16 protein-coding genes are annotated in these 16,040 nt (G+C 67.1%); 13 read left to right on the top strand and 3 right to left on the bottom strand.

Features of this window, described 5'->3' with window-relative positions; all coding sequences use genetic code 11:
- The first annotated feature begins 10 nt into the window (after positions 1–10).
- From Q9R31_RS12505 to Q9R31_RS12460, 10 genes are all read left to right on the top strand, one after another.
- Positions 11–1,342, top strand: coding sequence for a site-2 protease family protein (locus tag Q9R31_RS12505; protein WP_311263053.1), 1,332 nt, complete (start codon positions 11–13; stop codon positions 1,340–1,342).
- Positions 1,343–1,419: 77 nt separating this feature from the next.
- Positions 1,420–2,178 carry a MarR family transcriptional regulator gene (locus tag Q9R31_RS12500; protein ID WP_311263052.1) on the top strand — a complete coding sequence of 253 codons (759 nt, stop codon included), beginning with the start codon at positions 1,420–1,422 and terminating at the stop codon, positions 2,176–2,178.
- Between the two features lie 61 nt (positions 2,179–2,239).
- The gene (locus Q9R31_RS12495; protein ID WP_311263051.1) at positions 2,240–2,767 is read left to right on the top strand and encodes a hypothetical protein; all 528 of its coding nucleotides are present in this window, start codon (positions 2,240–2,242) and stop codon (positions 2,765–2,767) included.
- Positions 2,768–2,845: 78 nt separating this feature from the next.
- On the top strand, positions 2,846–3,139 hold the full coding sequence (locus Q9R31_RS12490; RefSeq protein ID WP_311263050.1) for a YciI family protein: 294 nt from the start codon (positions 2,846–2,848) through the stop codon (positions 3,137–3,139).
- A 35-nt stretch (positions 3,140–3,174) separates the two neighbouring features.
- Complete coding sequence (gene ispG / locus Q9R31_RS12485; protein ID WP_018771945.1) at positions 3,175–4,341, top strand: flavodoxin-dependent (E)-4-hydroxy-3-methylbut-2-enyl-diphosphate synthase; 1,167 nt, start codon at positions 3,175–3,177, stop codon at positions 4,339–4,341.
- Positions 4,304–5,194 carry a GNAT family N-acetyltransferase gene (locus Q9R31_RS12480; RefSeq protein ID WP_311263228.1) on the top strand — a complete coding sequence of 297 codons (891 nt, stop codon included), beginning with the start codon at positions 4,304–4,306 and terminating at the stop codon, positions 5,192–5,194. Before ispG ends, Q9R31_RS12480 begins: the two co-directional genes overlap by 38 nt.
- Positions 5,195–5,426: 232 nt before the next feature.
- Positions 5,427–6,011, top strand: coding sequence for a hypothetical protein (locus tag Q9R31_RS12475; RefSeq protein WP_311263049.1), 585 nt, complete (start codon positions 5,427–5,429; stop codon positions 6,009–6,011).
- Positions 6,012–6,365: 354 nt separating this feature from the next.
- Positions 6,366–8,177 (top strand): proline--tRNA ligase, encoded by a 1,812-nt coding sequence (locus Q9R31_RS12470; RefSeq protein WP_311263048.1) that lies wholly within the window; start codon positions 6,366–6,368, stop codon positions 8,175–8,177.
- Complete coding sequence (locus Q9R31_RS12465; RefSeq protein ID WP_311263047.1) at positions 8,174–8,968, top strand: TSUP family transporter; 795 nt, start codon at positions 8,174–8,176, stop codon at positions 8,966–8,968. The genes Q9R31_RS12470 and Q9R31_RS12465 overlap by 4 nt, the downstream gene beginning before the upstream one ends.
- Positions 8,969–9,022: 54 nt before the next feature.
- The gene (locus tag Q9R31_RS12460) at positions 9,023–10,414 is read left to right on the top strand and encodes a pyridoxal-dependent decarboxylase (RefSeq protein WP_311263046.1); all 1,392 of its coding nucleotides are present in this window, start codon (positions 9,023–9,025) and stop codon (positions 10,412–10,414) included.
- Between the two features lie 47 nt (positions 10,415–10,461).
- Here Q9R31_RS12460 and Q9R31_RS12455 read toward each other — a convergent pair whose 3' ends face one another.
- The 3 genes from Q9R31_RS12455 to Q9R31_RS12445 form a co-directional block, all read right to left on the bottom strand.
- Positions 10,462–11,505, bottom strand: coding sequence for an aminoglycoside phosphotransferase family protein (locus Q9R31_RS12455; RefSeq protein WP_311263045.1), 1,044 nt, complete (start codon positions 11,503–11,505; stop codon positions 10,462–10,464).
- An 82-nt stretch (positions 11,506–11,587) separates the two neighbouring features.
- Positions 11,588–12,319 carry a VIT1/CCC1 transporter family protein gene (locus Q9R31_RS12450; protein WP_311263227.1) on the bottom strand — a complete coding sequence of 244 codons (732 nt, stop codon included), beginning with the start codon at positions 12,317–12,319 and terminating at the stop codon, positions 11,588–11,590.
- A 195-nt stretch (positions 12,320–12,514) separates the two neighbouring features.
- On the bottom strand, positions 12,515–13,663 hold the full coding sequence (locus Q9R31_RS12445) for a DUF4439 domain-containing protein (RefSeq protein WP_311263044.1): 1,149 nt from the start codon (positions 13,661–13,663) through the stop codon (positions 12,515–12,517).
- A gap of 106 nt (positions 13,664–13,769) precedes the next feature.
- Here Q9R31_RS12445 and rimP point away from each other — a divergent pair, with 106 nt between their 5' ends.
- From rimP to Q9R31_RS12430, 3 genes are all read left to right on the top strand, one after another.
- Positions 13,770–14,381 carry a ribosome maturation factor RimP gene (gene rimP / locus Q9R31_RS12440; RefSeq protein ID WP_311263043.1) on the top strand — a complete coding sequence of 204 codons (612 nt, stop codon included), beginning with the start codon at positions 13,770–13,772 and terminating at the stop codon, positions 14,379–14,381.
- On the top strand, positions 14,381–15,361 hold the full coding sequence (nusA, locus tag Q9R31_RS12435) for a transcription termination factor NusA (RefSeq protein ID WP_142030812.1): 981 nt from the start codon (positions 14,381–14,383) through the stop codon (positions 15,359–15,361). Before rimP ends, nusA begins: the two co-directional genes overlap by 1 nt.
- A gap of 164 nt (positions 15,362–15,525) precedes the next feature.
- A complete protein-coding gene (locus Q9R31_RS12430) occupies positions 15,526–15,888 on the top strand; it encodes a YlxR family protein (protein ID WP_311263042.1) in 363 nt (120 codons plus the stop codon).
- The last annotated feature ends 152 nt before the right edge of the window (positions 15,889–16,040 follow it).

Genomic DNA, 16,040 nt, shown 5'->3' with positions numbered 1-16,040 from the left:
CAGCACCTCCATGACCCCTGTCCTACTTTTCATCCTCGGCGTCGTCTTTGTCGCCCTGGGCATCGCCGTGTCCATCGCGCTCCACGAGGTGGGGCACCTGGTTCCGGCCAAGCTCTTCAAAGTCCGCGTCACCAAGTACATGATCGGCTTCGGGCCCACGCTGTGGTCACGCCGGAAAGGTGAAACCGAATACGGAGTGAAGGCCGTGCCGCTCGGCGGCTACGTCTCCATGATCGGTATGTACCCGCCCAACACGGCGGACGGGTCGGTCCGGCCCTCCAGCACCGGCATGTTCCAGACGCTTGCCACCGAGGCCCGTTCCATGGCCCATGAGGAAGTGGGGCCGGGGGACGAAAACCGGGTCTTCTACCGCCTGCCGGTCTGGAAGAAGGTGGTTGTCATGCTGGGCGGCCCGGCCATGAACATGATCCTTGGCGTGCTGCTCACCGCCGTGCTCCTGATGGGTTTCGGTATTGCCGCAGCCACCACCACCATTTCGGACGTCTCCAAATGCCAGGTCGCCGCAGGACAAACTGTCGATCCCGACTCCGCGGACTGCCGGCTGACGCCCGCCGCCGCAGCCGGGTTGAAGCCGAACGACACCATCACCTCCTTCGACGGCAAACCCGTCACCAGCTGGGAGCAGCTGACGGAGTGGATCCGAGCCTCGGCCGGCAAGGAAGTGGCCATCACAGTGCAGCGGGACGGTCATCCCGTGTCCACCACCGTGACCCCCGTCCTGTCCGCCCGGCCCGTGATGGGAACCGACGGACGGCAGGCCACCGACGCCGCCGGCAACCTCCAGTACCAGGACGTCGGTTTCCTGGGCATCGGCGCGCAAACAGCGTTGGTGCCGCAGCCGGCGTCGTCCGTCCTGCCCATGGCGGGGGAGAACATCCGCCAGGTGGCGGGCGTTGTCTTCAACCTGCCCGCCCGTGTGGTGGGAGTGGCGAAGGCTGCCTTCAGCGAAGAGCCGCGCGACCCCAACGGCCCGATCAGCGTGGTGGGCGTGGGCAGGGTTGCGGGCGAGGTGGCGGCCATGGAGGCCGTACCGCTTCAATCCCGGGTGGCCACCCTCATTGGCCTGCTGGCCGGGCTGAATTTTGCGCTGGCGGTATTCAACCTGATCCCGCTCCTGCCTCTTGACGGCGGCCATGTTGCCGGGGCCCTGTACGAGGGCATCCGGCGCCGGGTGGCAAAACTGCGCGGACTCCCGGACCCGGGCGCGTTCGACATCGCCAAGCTCCTTCCCGTCACCTACGTGGTTGCAGCGCTGCTGATGGGCATGAGCGTGTTGCTGATCTACGCGGACATCGTCAAACCGGTCAATCTCTTCGGATAGTCACTCGGAATTGGCTGACGCGCAAAAATCAGCCGAATGTGATTGATCATCCAGTCTCAACCGTCTATGGTTGATAAATGTTCGTCATGACCATCGATCAGCGCGGAAGCACCGGGGATCGGGACCGGGTTCCGGCCCTGCTCGCGCAGGTGTCGCGCCTTGAGCTCCCGGGAACCGGACATCCGCTGTTCGACCGTTCCGTCGGAGACGAAGTGCAGGGGGTGGTGCGGGACCCGTCCACTGTGGTGGAGATTGCACTGCACGTGCTCCGCGAGGGGCGCTGGTACGTGGGGGTCGGCGTCGGAAGCGTCTTTCTGCCCCCGGATGCCAGTCCCCGCGAGGGGACCGGAACTGCTTTTGTTGCCGCCCGCAAGGCCGTGGAGCTCGCCAAAGGCGCCGGTTCCCAAGTGCCGCTGTCGGTGGTGCCCGGCATCATGGCAAGGGAAACCGGCGGGGGCGTCCCTGCGGAGGAGGGGGTGCAGGCATGCGCCAATGCGGAGGCGGTGCTCCGGCTGCTTGGCCGGCTTGTCCAGGACCGCACGGAAGCCCAGTGGCGGGTGGTGGATGCCCTGCGCCGCCTGGGTGCAGGCGGCCAGGGTCCGGGCCGGCATGGAAACCAGAAGCAGGTGGCCCTTGAGTTGGGAATCTCGGAGCAGTCGGTGAGCCGAACCGTGCTCCGCGCCGGTTGGCAGGAAGAATGGGCAGCCAGGCCGGCTGCTTCCATGCTTCTTGGTTTTGCCGACTCGCAGATTGCCCAGGCACTCAAGGACGCCGCGGCACTCAAGGACGCCGCGGCTCTCAAGGATGCCCAGGATCTCAAGGATGGACGGGCATAGGAATGTGCAACCGCGGGAAGCCGGACGGCCGGATTGAAGACGACGCGAATAAAGGAGACAGGTGACCGCACTGTGGGTGACAGTGGCGCTGGCAGTAGCCGGCTTCGCGGGCTGGCCGGTGACCGCGCTGGTGTTCAAGCTTGCCCGGACGATTGATGACAGAGCAGACGCTGCCAGGGCCGCGGAGGAAGCCCCTACGCCGGAACAGGACCCCTCTGCTGACGTCACCGTGGACGATCCTTCCCCCATCGCCGGCGGCACAGCCGGCCAGGCAGTGGATGGTGAGCTGACCGCAGCTCCTGCCGGACCGGCGTCGGACGGGCCGGCCGCCGGACCAGCGCTGCCCAGCCAGCGCATCCTGCGCGGTGGAGCCATCATCGGAGTACTGGAGCGGCTGGGGGTGTGCCTCGCCATCCTTGCGGGCCAGCCAGTGGCCATCGCCTACATCGTCGCCATCAAGGGCCTGGGCAGGTTCGCCGAACTGAAGGAGACGCCGGTAGCCGCCGAGCGATTCATCATAGGGACCCTCACCTCCATGCTTTGGGCGGCCGGAACCGCTGCCGCGGTGAAAGTCCTCTTCCTGCAGTAACCACTTTTCCTGCCTGCGGCCCTCCTGCATTGGAGGATGGGTACGGTACCAAGCCAGCCATGGCGATAGGGTAGCGGTATGACTGTTTTTGCCGTTGAGTACGTTTATGCCGCCAACTCCACCGAAACCCGCAATGAGGTCCGGCCCGCCCACCGGGAATGGACGGGCGGCCTGGCACAGGACGGCGTCATCGTGGCCAGCGGACCCTACGGCGACGGCGCAGGTGCCCTGCTGATCTTCAAGGCGCCAGATGAAGCCGCCCTCAACTCGATCCTCAAGCAGGACCCGTTCGCCGCAGCCGGCGTCATCGCCGGAACCCGCATCACGGAATGGTCCCCGGTAACCGGCATGCTGGCCGGGATCGCCGCGTAGCCGCCTCTTTACCCCTTTCAACTCAAGGAGTCCACGTGACCTCGGTCAGCCTGGGAATGCCGTCAGCACCACCGCCCGTCCTTGCCCCCCGCCGCAAGACGCGCCAGATCAAAGTCGGCTCGGTAGGCGTGGGATCTGACTTTCCCATCAGTGTGCAGTCCATGACCACCACGCCCACTACGGACATCAACGCCACGCTGCAGCAAATCGCTGAACTGACGGCGTCCGGCTGCGACATCGTCCGCGTCGCCTGCCCCTCCGCCGATGATGCCGAGGCGCTGCCCATCATCGCCCGGAAGTCCCAGATCCCGGTCATCGCGGACATCCACTTCCAGCCCAAGTACGTCTTCGCAGCCATCGAAGCCGGCTGCGCCGCCGTGCGCGTGAACCCTGGAAACATCCGCAAGTTCGATGACCAGGTCAAGGAGATCGCGGCCGCCGCCAAGGACCACGGCACTTCCATCCGCATCGGCGTCAATGCCGGCTCCCTTGAACCGGGAATCCTCAAGAAGTACGGCAAGGCCACCCCCGAAGCGCTGGTTGAATCAGCTGTCTGGGAAGCTTCCCTTTTCGAGGAGCACGGCTTCCACGACTTCAAGATTTCAGTGAAGCACAATGACCCCGTCATCATGGTGGCGGCCTACGAAATGCTTGCGGAGAAGGGGGACTGGCCCCTGCACCTCGGCGTCACCGAGGCCGGGCCTGCCTTCCAGGGCACCATCAAGTCCGCAACCGCCTTCGGCGCGCTCCTGTCCCGTGGGATCGGCGACACCATCCGGGTGTCCCTCTCCGCACCCCCGGTGGAGGAGATCAAGGTGGGCAACCAGATCCTCCAGTCGCTGAACCTGCGGCCCCGGAAGCTGGAAATCGTGTCCTGCCCCTCCTGCGGCCGTGCCCAGGTGGACGTGTACACCCTGGCCGAACAGGTTACTGCCGGGCTCGAAGGGATGGAGATTCCCCTCCGCGTGGCGGTCATGGGCTGCGTCGTGAACGGCCCCGGCGAGGCGCGCGAAGCGGATCTTGGCGTCGCTTCGGGCAACGGCAAGGGCCAGATCTTCGTTAAGGGCGAGGTCATCAAGACTGTTCCCGAGAGCGCAATTGTTGAGACACTGATCGAAGAGGCTATGCGTATCGCGGAAGAGATGGGGGAGGCCGATGGCGAAGATGCTGTCAAGGGTAGCCCCGTGGTTAGCGTCTCGTAGGGACGGTGCAGACCCGGCGGGGCTTTCTGTCCGCACGCTCGACGGCCAGGATACCCCTGCGCTGACACTGCTGGCCCAGCAGGACCCGGTGGCCAATGTATTCATCCTGGCCCACCTGCGCGCCACGGGGACGGCGGCGCCCACCAGCGGCGGTGCCGGCGTCATCGGGGTTTTCGACGACGGCATCCTGACAGGTGCGTGCTGGGCCGGAGCCAACCTGGTTCCGGTCCAGCTCGATCCCGCCCTGGCCCCGGTGGTAGCGGAGGCCGCGAACAGTTCCGGCCGCCGGTATGCGTCTGCCTTTGGTCCGGCCGCGGCCGTGCTGGCGCTGAATGCCGAGCTCGCGGTGCTGGGGCACCGAGCACACGAGGTCCGGGCTGACCAGCCGCTGATGATCATCGACGGGCCGCCCCTGGTCCAGCCCAACCGGGGCCTGGAGCAAGGGAACCTCGCCGACTTCGACCGCATTCTTCCCGCCTGCGCCGCCATGTTCGAAGAAGAAGTGGGGTATTCGCCGTACCTGGGCGGCAGGGAGTTCTACAGCCGCCGGGTGGAGGGCCTCATCAGGCAGGGACATTCCCTGGTCCACCTCAACAACGCCCGCGAGGTGGTGTTCAAGGCCGAGCTCGGGGCGGTCACCGACGATGTCACCCAGGTCCAGGGTGTCTGGATGAACCCGATCTTCCGCGGCCAGGGGCTGAGCGCGGGCTACATGTCGGCAGTGGTGGAAAAGGCCCGGCGGATCGCCCCCGTGACCAGCCTCTACGTGAACGGCTTCAACACCCGCGCCAGGTCCACCTATGAACGGGTTGGCTTCCGCCAGGTGGGGACGTTCGCTACAGTTCTTTTCTAGCTAGGCAGTCGTCCGCGGCCAGCTGGAACATTGGGGGAAAAAATTGAAGACGTCTGTGCTGGGTACTTTCGGGTCAGCCGCCCTGCTGGCATTAACACTTTCCGGATGTGGCGGTTCGGCCGCGCCACAGGCTGTTGACTCTTCGCCTGCCCCGTCTGTCCCATCCCGGACTTCTGCGGCAGCACCCACTCCAACAGCAACGCCCACGCCCAGCCCCGCATCGACGGCCAAGGTGTACACCAGCGACGAGCTCGCTGCCATCGTGGGACAGGTGCGGGACGCTGCGGACCGCAGGCTTTCCGTCCTGCCGAACGGTGACATCGCCGCGGCGCTGGAGCAGACCAAGGCCATGATCTCCTCCATCGATGTCGAACCCGCGGAGTGCAAGGAACTCGCTGCCGCAAGTACGGTGCCCTCGGTGGAGGACTCAACCATGGCGATAGGAATGAGCACTGACTCCGCCACCGGTGCGGTGACTGCCCTGTCGCTGGTGGGGGGCCTGGACCACAGCGTCCTGGCCCAGGTTTCGGACCCGTCCGGGCAGTTGGCGAAGTGCTCCTCCATGACCATGACGGCGTCGGGCATCAACGTCGCAGTGACCATTACGCCGGTGGAGGGGGCGACCGGGCTGCCGGGCGCCGTTGCCTACCGCACAGACACCGCGTTGCCGGATGGCAGCTCCCAGTCCGTGGTCAGGGCGCAGGTGGTCCACCATGGCATCCTGATCGCCTCGGTGGCTACCGGCGGCGGCAGCGGGGCCGACGCCGTCCGGCGGGCCGGTGCGCTCCTTGATGCTGCTGCCGCGCTGGTTCACTAAGCGCCCTGCCGAACACAGTCCAGTTCATAAACTAAAAACACTTGTCAAACGTGTGCGCGATCACATAGGTTCGATCCAGCTGCGCTGGAAGTGGGGTGGGCGGTCTCACCAGTCCTCACCAGTACTTAGGCGATAACGGCGTTGGGCCACGCCCGGATGCGATGACCAGCCTCATTGGGGGGCCAGGGGCTTTGTACTGCCGGGCGTGGCCCTACTGTGTCCGGCCCCCGGGATGGTCCGCGGTGGCGGCCCGTGCCCGCCAGTCCATGCCGCAGGTGGTGTGCCGGTAGATTAGTACCCAGACGAATTGTCCGGCCCTGCTGACCCAGCACCTCCCCAGAACGGATACCACCCGTGGTCCTACGACTGTCCCAGCTTTTCCTGCGCACGCTGCGCGAAGACCCCGTCGATGCCGAGGTCGCCAGCCACAAACTGCTGGTCCGTGCCGGCTACATCCGCCGCGCGGCCCCTGGCATCTACACGTGGCTTCCGCTGGGGCTGAGTGTGCTGCGCAAGGTCGAGGAAATCATCCGCCAGGAAATGGCTGCCATCGGCGCCCAGGAAGTCCACTTCCCGGCCCTGCTGCCCCGCGAGCCGTACGAGGCCACCAACCGGTGGACCGAATACGGTGAAGGCCTGTTCCGGCTCCAGGACCGCAAGGGTGCCGACTACCTGCTGGCCCCCACCCATGAGGAGATGTTCACGCTCCTGGTCAAGGACCTGTACTCGTCGTACAAGGACCTCCCGCTGAGCCTGTACCAGATCCAGAACAAGTACCGCGACGAGGCACGCCCGCGGGCAGGGCTCCTCCGCGGCCGCGAATTCATCATGAAGGACTCCTACTCCTTCGACGTTGACGACGCCGGCCTGGACGCCAGCTACGCGGCCCACCGCGGCGCCTACCTGAAGATTTTTGAACGGCTGGGACTTGAGGTTGTTCCGGTGGCAGCCACCGCGGGTGCCATGGGCGGGTCCAAGAGCGAGGAATTCCTGTTCCCAACCGAGATCGGCGAGGACACCTTTGTCCGCTCTGCCGGCGGTTATGCAGCCAACGTCGAGGCCGTCACCACCGTAGTCCCCGACGCGATCGACTTCAGCAACGCCCCGGCCGCAGAGGTCCTGGACACCCCGGATACTCCCACCATCGAGACGCTGGTTGCCGCCGCGAACCAGATTGCCCCGCGGGCAGAGGCCGACGGCGGTGCCTGGACTGCGGCGGACACGCTCAAGAACGTGGTCCTCGCCGTCACACTGCCCACCGGTGAGCGGCAACTGGTGGTCATCGGAGTTCCCGGGGACCGCGCAGTCGACCTCAAGCGCGTGGAGGCGAACATTGGCGCCTTCCTGCCGCTAGCAGGCGAGATCGGACTCGAGCAGGCCGGCGAGGAGGATCTGAAGAAGCAGCCGCTGATCGTCAAGGGCTACCTGGGCCCCGGGCTTTCCCTGGACCAGCCGCTCCTGGGCTCCGACAGCGCAACCGAGCTGCTGTACCTGGTGGATCCGCGCGTGGTCAGCGGAACGGCGTGGATCACCGGCGCCAACGAAGCCGGCAAGCACGTCTTCGGCCTCGTGGCGGGACGCGACTTCGGCTGGGACGGCGTCATCGAGTGCACTGAAGTGCGTGCCGGCGACCCCTCACCGGACGGCTCAGGCCCCTTGGAAACCGCCCGCGGCATCGAGATGGGCCACATCTTCCAGCTCGGCCGCAAGTACGCCGAAGCCCTGGACCTCAAGGTGCTGGACCAGAACGGCAAACAGGTGGTGGTCACCATGGGCTCCTACGGCGTCGGTGTGACCCGCGCCGTGGCCGCGCTGGCAGAGGCCAACCACGATGACCGCGGTCTCGTCTGGCCCCGCACCGTGGCCCCGGCCGATGTGCACGTGGTGGCAGTGGGCCGTGGCGAGGAGATCTTCCAGGCCGCGGAAAAGCTGTCGGCAGAGCTCGAGGACGCCGGCCTGTCCGTCATCTACGACGACCGCCCCAAGGTTTCGCCGGGCGTGAAGTTCGGTGACGCGGAGCTGGTTGGTGTGCCCACCATCCTGGCCGTGGGCCGCGGCCTGGTGGACGGCGTGGTGGAAATCAAGGACCGCCGCAGCGGAGAAGCCGAGAACGTCGAGGTCGATAAGGCCGTGGACTACGTGGTCAACGCCGTCCGAAACCAGTGATCTCCGGCTTCGAATCGATCCAGCCCACCACCATCATCCTGATCGTGGTGGCGGGATTCGCAGCCGGCTGGGTTGACGCGGTGGTCGGCGGCGGGGGACTGATCCAGCTTCCGGCGCTGCTCCTGGTTCCGGGCATCGCGCCCGTCCAGGCGCTGGCCACAAACAAGATGGGTTCCATCTTCGGAACCGCCACCAGCGCGGCCACCTACTACCGGCGGGTGGGGCCCGACCTCCGGACTGCCGTCCCCATGGCGGTGATAGCCCTGGCGGGCAGTTTCGGCGGGGCCAGTCTGGCGGCCACCCTGCCGGCCGGGGTTTTCAAGCCCATCATCGTGGTGGCGCTGGTCGCCGTCGCGCTGTTCACGGCACTGAAACCCAGTATCGGCGAGCTGACGGCGCTCCGCCACGAAGGCCACAAGCACTACGTGGTGGCCTGCCTCATCGGCGCGGTGATCGGCTTTTACGACGGCCTCATCGGCCCGGGGACGGGTTCCTTCCTGGTCATCGCCCTGGTGTCCGCCATGGGTTACGCGTTCCTGGAGGCCAGCGCCAAGGCCAAGATCGTGAACATGGCCACCAACGCCGGCGCCCTGCTGTTCTTCCTGCCGCACGGGTCCATCCTGTGGGGCATCGGCGTGCTGCTCGGGGCAGCCAACATGGCGGGCGGCTACCTGGGCGCCCGCACAGCCGTGCAACAGGGGAGCAAATTCGTCCGGATTGTCTTCCTGGTGGTTGTTGCGGCCCTGATCGTCAAGCTCGGCTACGACGTGTGGCAGGAAAACTTCGCCTGATCGGGACGGAAACTGCTCCTCGTGGCGGGGACCGGCCCGGCGTACCATGCACGTATGGCACACGGCGAAGACGGGTATGCCGGGGCCCTGGCGGCCGCAGCAGGGCATGCTCAGGCCTGGCTGCAGAGCCTTCCGCACCGCCCGGTGGGACCCAGCCTGCACGCCACCGAACTTGCCCCGGTGTTTGGCGGACCGCTGCCGGCAGAGGGCATGCCTGCCGATGAAGTGATCGACTTCCTGGCCGCCGCAGCCGAACCCGGGCTCATGGCCATGCCGTCGGGCCGGTTCTTCGGCTGGGTCATCGGCGGCACCCTGCCCGCCGCCCTGGCATCGGACTGGCTGGTCAGCGCCTGGGACCAGAACGCCGGTCTCCGCTATGCAACCCCGGCCACCGCGGCCATCGAGGAAGCCGCCGGGCAATGGGTGCTGCAGCTGCTGGGCCTCCCGTCGACTGCCGATGTTGGATTCGTTACGGGCGCGACCATGGCAAATTTCACCGGGATGGCGGCGGCACGCTGGCGGCTGCTCGGCGACGCCGGCTGGGACCTTGACCGGGACGGACTCTTCGGCGCCCCCCGGATCCGCTGCTTCGTGGGACGGGAACGGCACGACACCGTGGACCTTGGCCTGCGCTACCTGGGCCTGGGACAGCCGACGCAGGTCGACGCCGACGGGCAGGGCCGCCTGCTGCCCGCCGCGCTGGACGCTGCCATCGCCGCCGGCACCGGCCCCGCCCTGGTGTGCCTCCAGGCAGGGAACCTGCACTCCGGCGCCTTCGACCCCTTTACCGAGGCCATCGCCGTCGCACACAAACATGGTGCCTGGGTGCACGTTGACGGTGCCTTCGGGCTGTGGGCCGCCGCTGCGCCGGAACTGCAGCACCTCATGCGCGGCTGCGGGGAAGCGGACTCATGGGGCACGGATGCCCACAAGACCCTGAATGTGCCCTACGACTGCGGCATTGCCATCGTCAGGGATCCGTCCGCCCTGCGGGCCGCAATGGGCCTGCACACCAGCTACCTCGTCCAGGATGCGGAAGGCCCCGGCGACCCCTTCGAGAAGGTCCCGGAATTGTCCCGGCGGGCGCGGGGAGTGCCGGTATGGGCGGCCCTGAAAAGCCTGGGCCGTGACGGTGTGGCAGCACAGGTCGGGGGACTGGCGGCCGCCGCCACCGCAATTGCCCAGGGCATGGCGGGCCTGGACGGCGTCGAGGTGCTCAACGAGGTTGGCTACACCCAGGTGTGCCTGGCTTTTCACGACGACGACACCACCCGCGCGGTCACTGCCCGCGTCATTGAGGAGGGAAAAGTGTGGATGTCCGGCTCACGGTGGCGGGACCGCGATATCCTCCGGGTTTCGGTGAGCAACTGGCACACATCCGGCGAGGAGGTGGCCACGGCCGTGGAGGCTGTCCGGTCAGCCCTGGCTGCCGTGCGGGGCGCCTAGTTGGCCTTCGCGCCCTGGACAGCCGTTGCCTGGACTACCGCTGTGGCTTATCCGCCCTGCCCCGGTTGCGGCAGGAAATGGGGATGCGGCAGGCCTTCCAACGTGTGGCCGGCCAGGGTGCTGGCAACCCAAAGGGACCTGGCCAGGTCACCAGGGTGGCCATGTGCGGCGTACCACAGCGCGTTGTCCACCTCCCGGGCGATGGCCCACTGCCGGGCAACGTCAGGGTCAAGCCCGGCGGCAGTGCTGAAGTCAGTGCAGCGCCGGTGCAGGGCCGGTCCGGCCTGGACCGCCGGCAAGTCCCCAAGGCGGTTCCACAGCAGCGGCGCAACCGCGAACTCCGGCTCGCCGATCAGCGGCTGCGGGTCGATCGCTGCGTAACCCGCCACTGCGGGGGCGCCGGCCCTGCCCTCCCTGCCCTCTGTGCCCGGTCGCGCCAGGATGTTCAGGAAATGCAGGTCCGCGTGGACCAGCACATCCCGTGCGGACCGGCGTCCCACCGCGCCGCGCGTCTGGCACACCTCCAGCGCTGCCTCCAGGAGCCACCTGGGAAACGGCCGGCCCAGGTGCTCCCAGTCCGCCGGGAAGTCGTCACTCCACTGTTCGGCCCGGGCCGCGATGTGGCCGAATTCCCGCCACTCGGGGCGGTGGTCAGGGGCAAGCCCAAGTTGCCGCACCAAACCGCCCCACACCTGCGCCGCATCGTCCATCCCCAGGTCCGCCAGGGTCCGGCCGGCGTCGAGGCGTTCCAGGAGCATGGCACACGATCCGGCCTCGGCGGCCAGCAGCGCAACAGCGCCACGGCCACCCCACAGTGCAAGGGCATGCCGCTCCACCTTGGCCTCGTCGTGGGGAAAAGCGATTTTGAGGGCTGCAGGCGAGCCGTCCAGTTGCCGAACGGGCACCACCAGGCCGCCGTGGCCGCTCCACGGCGTGGTCCCGGGTGCCAGGTCAACCTCGAGTTGCCACTGCTCCAGGCGGTCCTGCAGCAGGCCCGGCAGGCTACCGAGCCACGCCCTGCCTTCGCTGCTGCGGGAGTAGCGGCTCGAGAGGCCGGGCGGGATGGGGACTGCCGCAGCGGTGCCGTTCATCGTGGTTCTGTTAATCGCGGTGCCATTTATGACGGGGTCGGGCACCAACGGGTCAGGAACCACCGGGTCGGGGACCATCGGATCAGACAACACCGGAGGCCCCGAGCAGGTTGCCGAGCAGGAACGTGGCAGCGAGCGCCAGGGCGCCGCCCACCACCACACGGACAGCCGCCCGCGTTTTGGAGCCGCCGCCAATCCAGGCACCGAGGGCACCCGTCAGGGCCAGGGCCACCAGGACTGAAACGAAGGTCAGCGGGACGCGGATCTCCGGCGGCGGAAGCAGGATGGCCAGCATGGGCAGGATCGCTCCGACGGTGAAGGCGATGGCGGAGGCGAAAGCCGCGTGCCAGGGGCTGACGATGTCCGCCTCATCGATGTTGAGTTCGGCGGACAGGTGCGCGGCCAGGACATCGTGGGCAGTCAGCTCCCGGGCAACTTTGGCGGCTGTTTCCGGGCTGAGGCCCTTGGTTTGGTAAATTGCCGTCAGCTCGGCCAGTTCCGCTTCCGGTTCTTCCTCGAGTTCGCGGCGTTCCTTCTCAATCAGGGCCCGCTGGCTGTCGCTTTGGCTGCTGACCGACACATATTCGCCCAACGCCATGGACACCGCGCCGCCCACCAGCCCGGCTGCACCCGCCGCCAGGATCGGCCCGGTCTCGGCGGTGGCCCCGGCCACCCCCACCACAATCGCAGCCACGGAGACGATGCCGTCGTTGGCACCCAAAACCCCGGCACGGAGCCAGTTCAGCCGGTGCGCGATGTCGTTGCCGTGTGGTTCAGTCTCGAGGTGGCTGTTGAGCCCGGGGCCTGCTGCCATGCCTCCCGGGCCAGGGGCCGGGACATCGGCCGGTTCGTCCGCGTTCATCCAATCAGCAAACCATCCCTTCCTGCCCGTGTGCCAGCCCCGTGCCCGCCCAATGCCGGCCAGTGCCCGCCCACGTGTTGCTCTCGCAGCAGGCGCTGGGTGCCCAGGAACTGCTTCAGGGAAACGGCAGGCCTGCCGACGTTCGGATCAGGATGCGGCGGGGGAGGGCGCGGCGCCGATGCCGGTAGGACGGGCAGCGCCGGCAGGAAGGGGCGGCAGCTGGTCAACGTCGAGGCTGAGCCCCGGGACAGGTCCGGTGTCTGCGCCCCACCGCAGGGCCCGGGCAGCCGCAGACTGCAGGGCTGACAACGCCCACGTCCGGTCCGGACCCTGGGATACCGCCACGATGTCCCCGTAGGCAGCCAGTGTGGCCACCTCGAGCCTGCCCAAACCCGCGGCCGGTGCAGCCAGGAACCCCGGATCAAGGACATACCCGGGCTCTTGCGGCACGGACGCGCCGCAGGCGGACCGGAGACGCTTTTCCGCGGCTGCGGCCTGTTCCTTGTGCCGGACAAGGAATTCCGACGCCGGGCCCGCCTCCGCAGGCGCAAGGCGGGGGAGTGCCGCCTGGTAGCCGTAGGTGGCCTGTTGCTCGGCGGTGACGGCACCGGCCAGTGCCTGGCGCGTTCCTGCGGCAGCGCCCGGCCCGCTGGTCTCCCGGGCGTCAGCCGAAGCCGAGAGGGAGGGGCATGGAGACGTTATTGCTGCCCCGGAAGCTCGTTCGTCCGTTCCTGCCAACCCCTGCGGTGCGGGCACGCCGGCTGCTCCGGCAAGCCGGGCGGCCGCGAGGAGCTGAGCGGTGCCGGTGCCCGCGAGAAGCCGTGCCATGCCGCCGTCGGCCGTTTCCGCGTCCTTGACGCGGGCGGTGCCGCTGGCGGCCAGGGCCTGGACAAGGTCGGCGGCAGTTTGAAGGCCGGCAGTTTGATGACCGGCACTTGGAGGACCGGCACTGGAGGGACCTGTGGTGGGAGATGGTGACGGCGACGCCGGCACGGACTTTGGAACAGGGCCGGCGAGTGCCCGCGCCTGGATGGTCAGCAAGGTCACAACCGGTTCCACTATGGTGGAATCCGTCGAACCGGAGGAGGCGAGTTCCAACGCGGCGGTGCGCAGGTCCATTGCCCCGCTGAGCGCGGCCGACCGGGCCCGCTCCGAGAACGAAGGCTCTGCAGGTGCAGGCTTTTCCGCGGGATTCAGGGCGAAACCAAGGCTCAGGACAACCAGCGCGGCAAGGGTGAGGGCAGCAAAACGGAACGGGCGCATGCGAAGGTTGGTGTCCTGGCGGCGGTCTTTCACAACAGACCATGGTGTCACGCTGAGGGGGCACCCGGGTGCACCAATGGGCCGGTAAAATAGCTACGCTAGTAAACACCACATCATCTATAGGGAGGCGGCCGGCATCGTGAGCAATGCAGAAGCCACGGCTTCACCAGACCACACCGGTACGGGAAGCGGAACCGCGCCGGCCCACAACCCCGAAGCTGCCCGGCTCCGGGCCCTCCTGGAACCCGCCGTCCAGGCCAACCGCCTGTACCTGGAGGACGTGGCCATCATTCCGGGCTCGCACCGCGTGGTCCACGTTGTGGTGGACCTGCCGCAGGAGGAAAGCGGCGGGGTCAGCCTGGACGTCATTGCGGACATCTCCAAGGTGCTCTCGGATGTGCTGGACAACGACCCCAACGACGACGGCCGTCCCTACGACCTCGAAGTGTCCTCGCCCGGCGTCGGCCGTCCCCTGACGGAACCCCGGCACTGGTACCGCGCCCGGGGCCGGATGGTCAAGGTGAACGTGATCCAGGGCGACACCATCACCGGACGCATCCAGGCCGTAGACGATGGCGGAGTGACCCTGGTCCCTGAAGTCGCCGTCAAAAAGGGCATGAAGCCCCGGCAGGGCGAACCCGTAAAGCTTCCTTTCGACAGGATCCGCAACGGAAAAGTCGAGATCGAATTCAGCCACCTCCCCGAGGACGGTCTGGAACCTGAACACAATGGACCTTCTGAGGAGGCCTGATGGATATTGACATGAGCGCACTGAGACTTTTGGAGCGTGAGCGTGAAATCCCGCTGGACCTCCTGATCCCCACCATCGAGCAGGCGCTCCTGGTGGCCTACCACAAGTCACCCGGTGCCTTCGAGAAAGCACGCGCCGAGCTGGACCGCAAGAGCGGCCATGTCACCATTTGGGCTGTGGAGATTGACGACGACGGCGCCCCCATCGGTGAATTCGAGGACACCCCCGAAGGGTTTGGCCGGATCGCCGCCAGCACCGCGCGCCAAATCATCCTCCAGCGCCTCCGCGATGTTGAGGACGACAACGTCCTGGGCGAATTCAAGGGCCGCGAAGGCGAGTTGGTGTCCGGCACCATCCAGCAGGGCAACAACCCGCACATGATTCAGGTCAACCTCGGCTCGCTCGAGGCACTCCTGCCGCCGCCCGAGCAGGTTCCCGGTGAAAAGTACATCCACGGCAACCGGCTGCGCGCCCTGGTCATTGACGTGCACCGCGGCACCAAGGGTCCGTCCGTCACGCTCTCCCGGTCCCACCCCGGCCTGGTCCGTAAGCTCTTCGAACTCGAAGTGCCCGAGATCGCCGACCACTCCGTGGAAATCGTTGCCCTGGCCCGCGAAGCCGGCCACCGTACCAAGATCGCCGTGAAGGCGAACACCCCGGGGATCAACGCCAAGGGTGCCTGCATCGGGGAGATGGGCTCACGCGTCCGCGCGGTCATGACCGAGTTGAACGATGAAAAGATCGACATCGTCGACTTCAGCGAGAACCCGGCCACCTTCATCGCCAGCGCACTCTCGCCGTCGCGCGTGAATTCGGTCACCATCACGGACGAAGCCACGCGTTCCGCCCGGGTGGTGGTTCCCGACTACCAGCTGTCACTGGCCATCGGCAAGGAGGGCCAAAACGCCCGGCTGGCGGCGAAGCTGACCGGCTGGCGGATCGACATCGTCTCCGACGCCGCGGTTGCCCGCGACAAGTAGCATCCCGGCCAGGGTGGCTGGCGCGACGCGGCAGCCACCCGGTTTCGGGCAGAACGGCCCGAAGGGGCTAGAATAGACAGGACCGCGCCTAACGGCCGGTAGCCGTGTGCCTTGGGCGTGCTCGTTTCCGCGACTGCGGAGGCGGCAAACCCGCGGCCAGCAGAATGAACGTCAGGACGATGACCGTGGCAGAAGTGCTTTCCACCGGAAGTCAGCCTGAACGTACCTGCATCGGATGCCGGAAGAAAGGCCCGCGGTCGCAGTTGCTCCGGCTCGTCGCCGAAGGCAGCGGGTCAGCCGCTGTCCTGGTGGATGAACGACGCCGGATGTCTGGCCGGGGTGCATGGCTGCACCCCAGCGAATCGTGCCTGGCCCTGGCGAGCAAGCGGCGAGCTTTCGGACGTGCCCTTCCGGGCGCAACCGGGACAGCCGCCGTCGAACACTGGATCATGCGAGGCCCGAACGTTGACGCCGCCCCGGTGGCTGCAACACCAACCGTCCAACCTGAAAGCGGGTCAGAAATCTGATGGAAACCCGATGAGTTCCCAGCGATGAGTGCGTAACGATGACAACTTTGTTGCGCTCTGCAATGGGCCCCTTCGCATCAACAGCGGCTGGGGTCCGCAGTAAGAAGTAGACGGTTCGTGCCTGGCTCGGTGCGGACCGAGACAGGAGAAAT

This window comes from Pseudarthrobacter sp. BRE9, from assembly GCF_031844305.1.
GTDB lineage: Bacteria > Actinomycetota > Actinomycetes > Actinomycetales > Micrococcaceae > Arthrobacter.
This window is presented reverse-complemented; position numbering and strand designations above follow the sequence as displayed.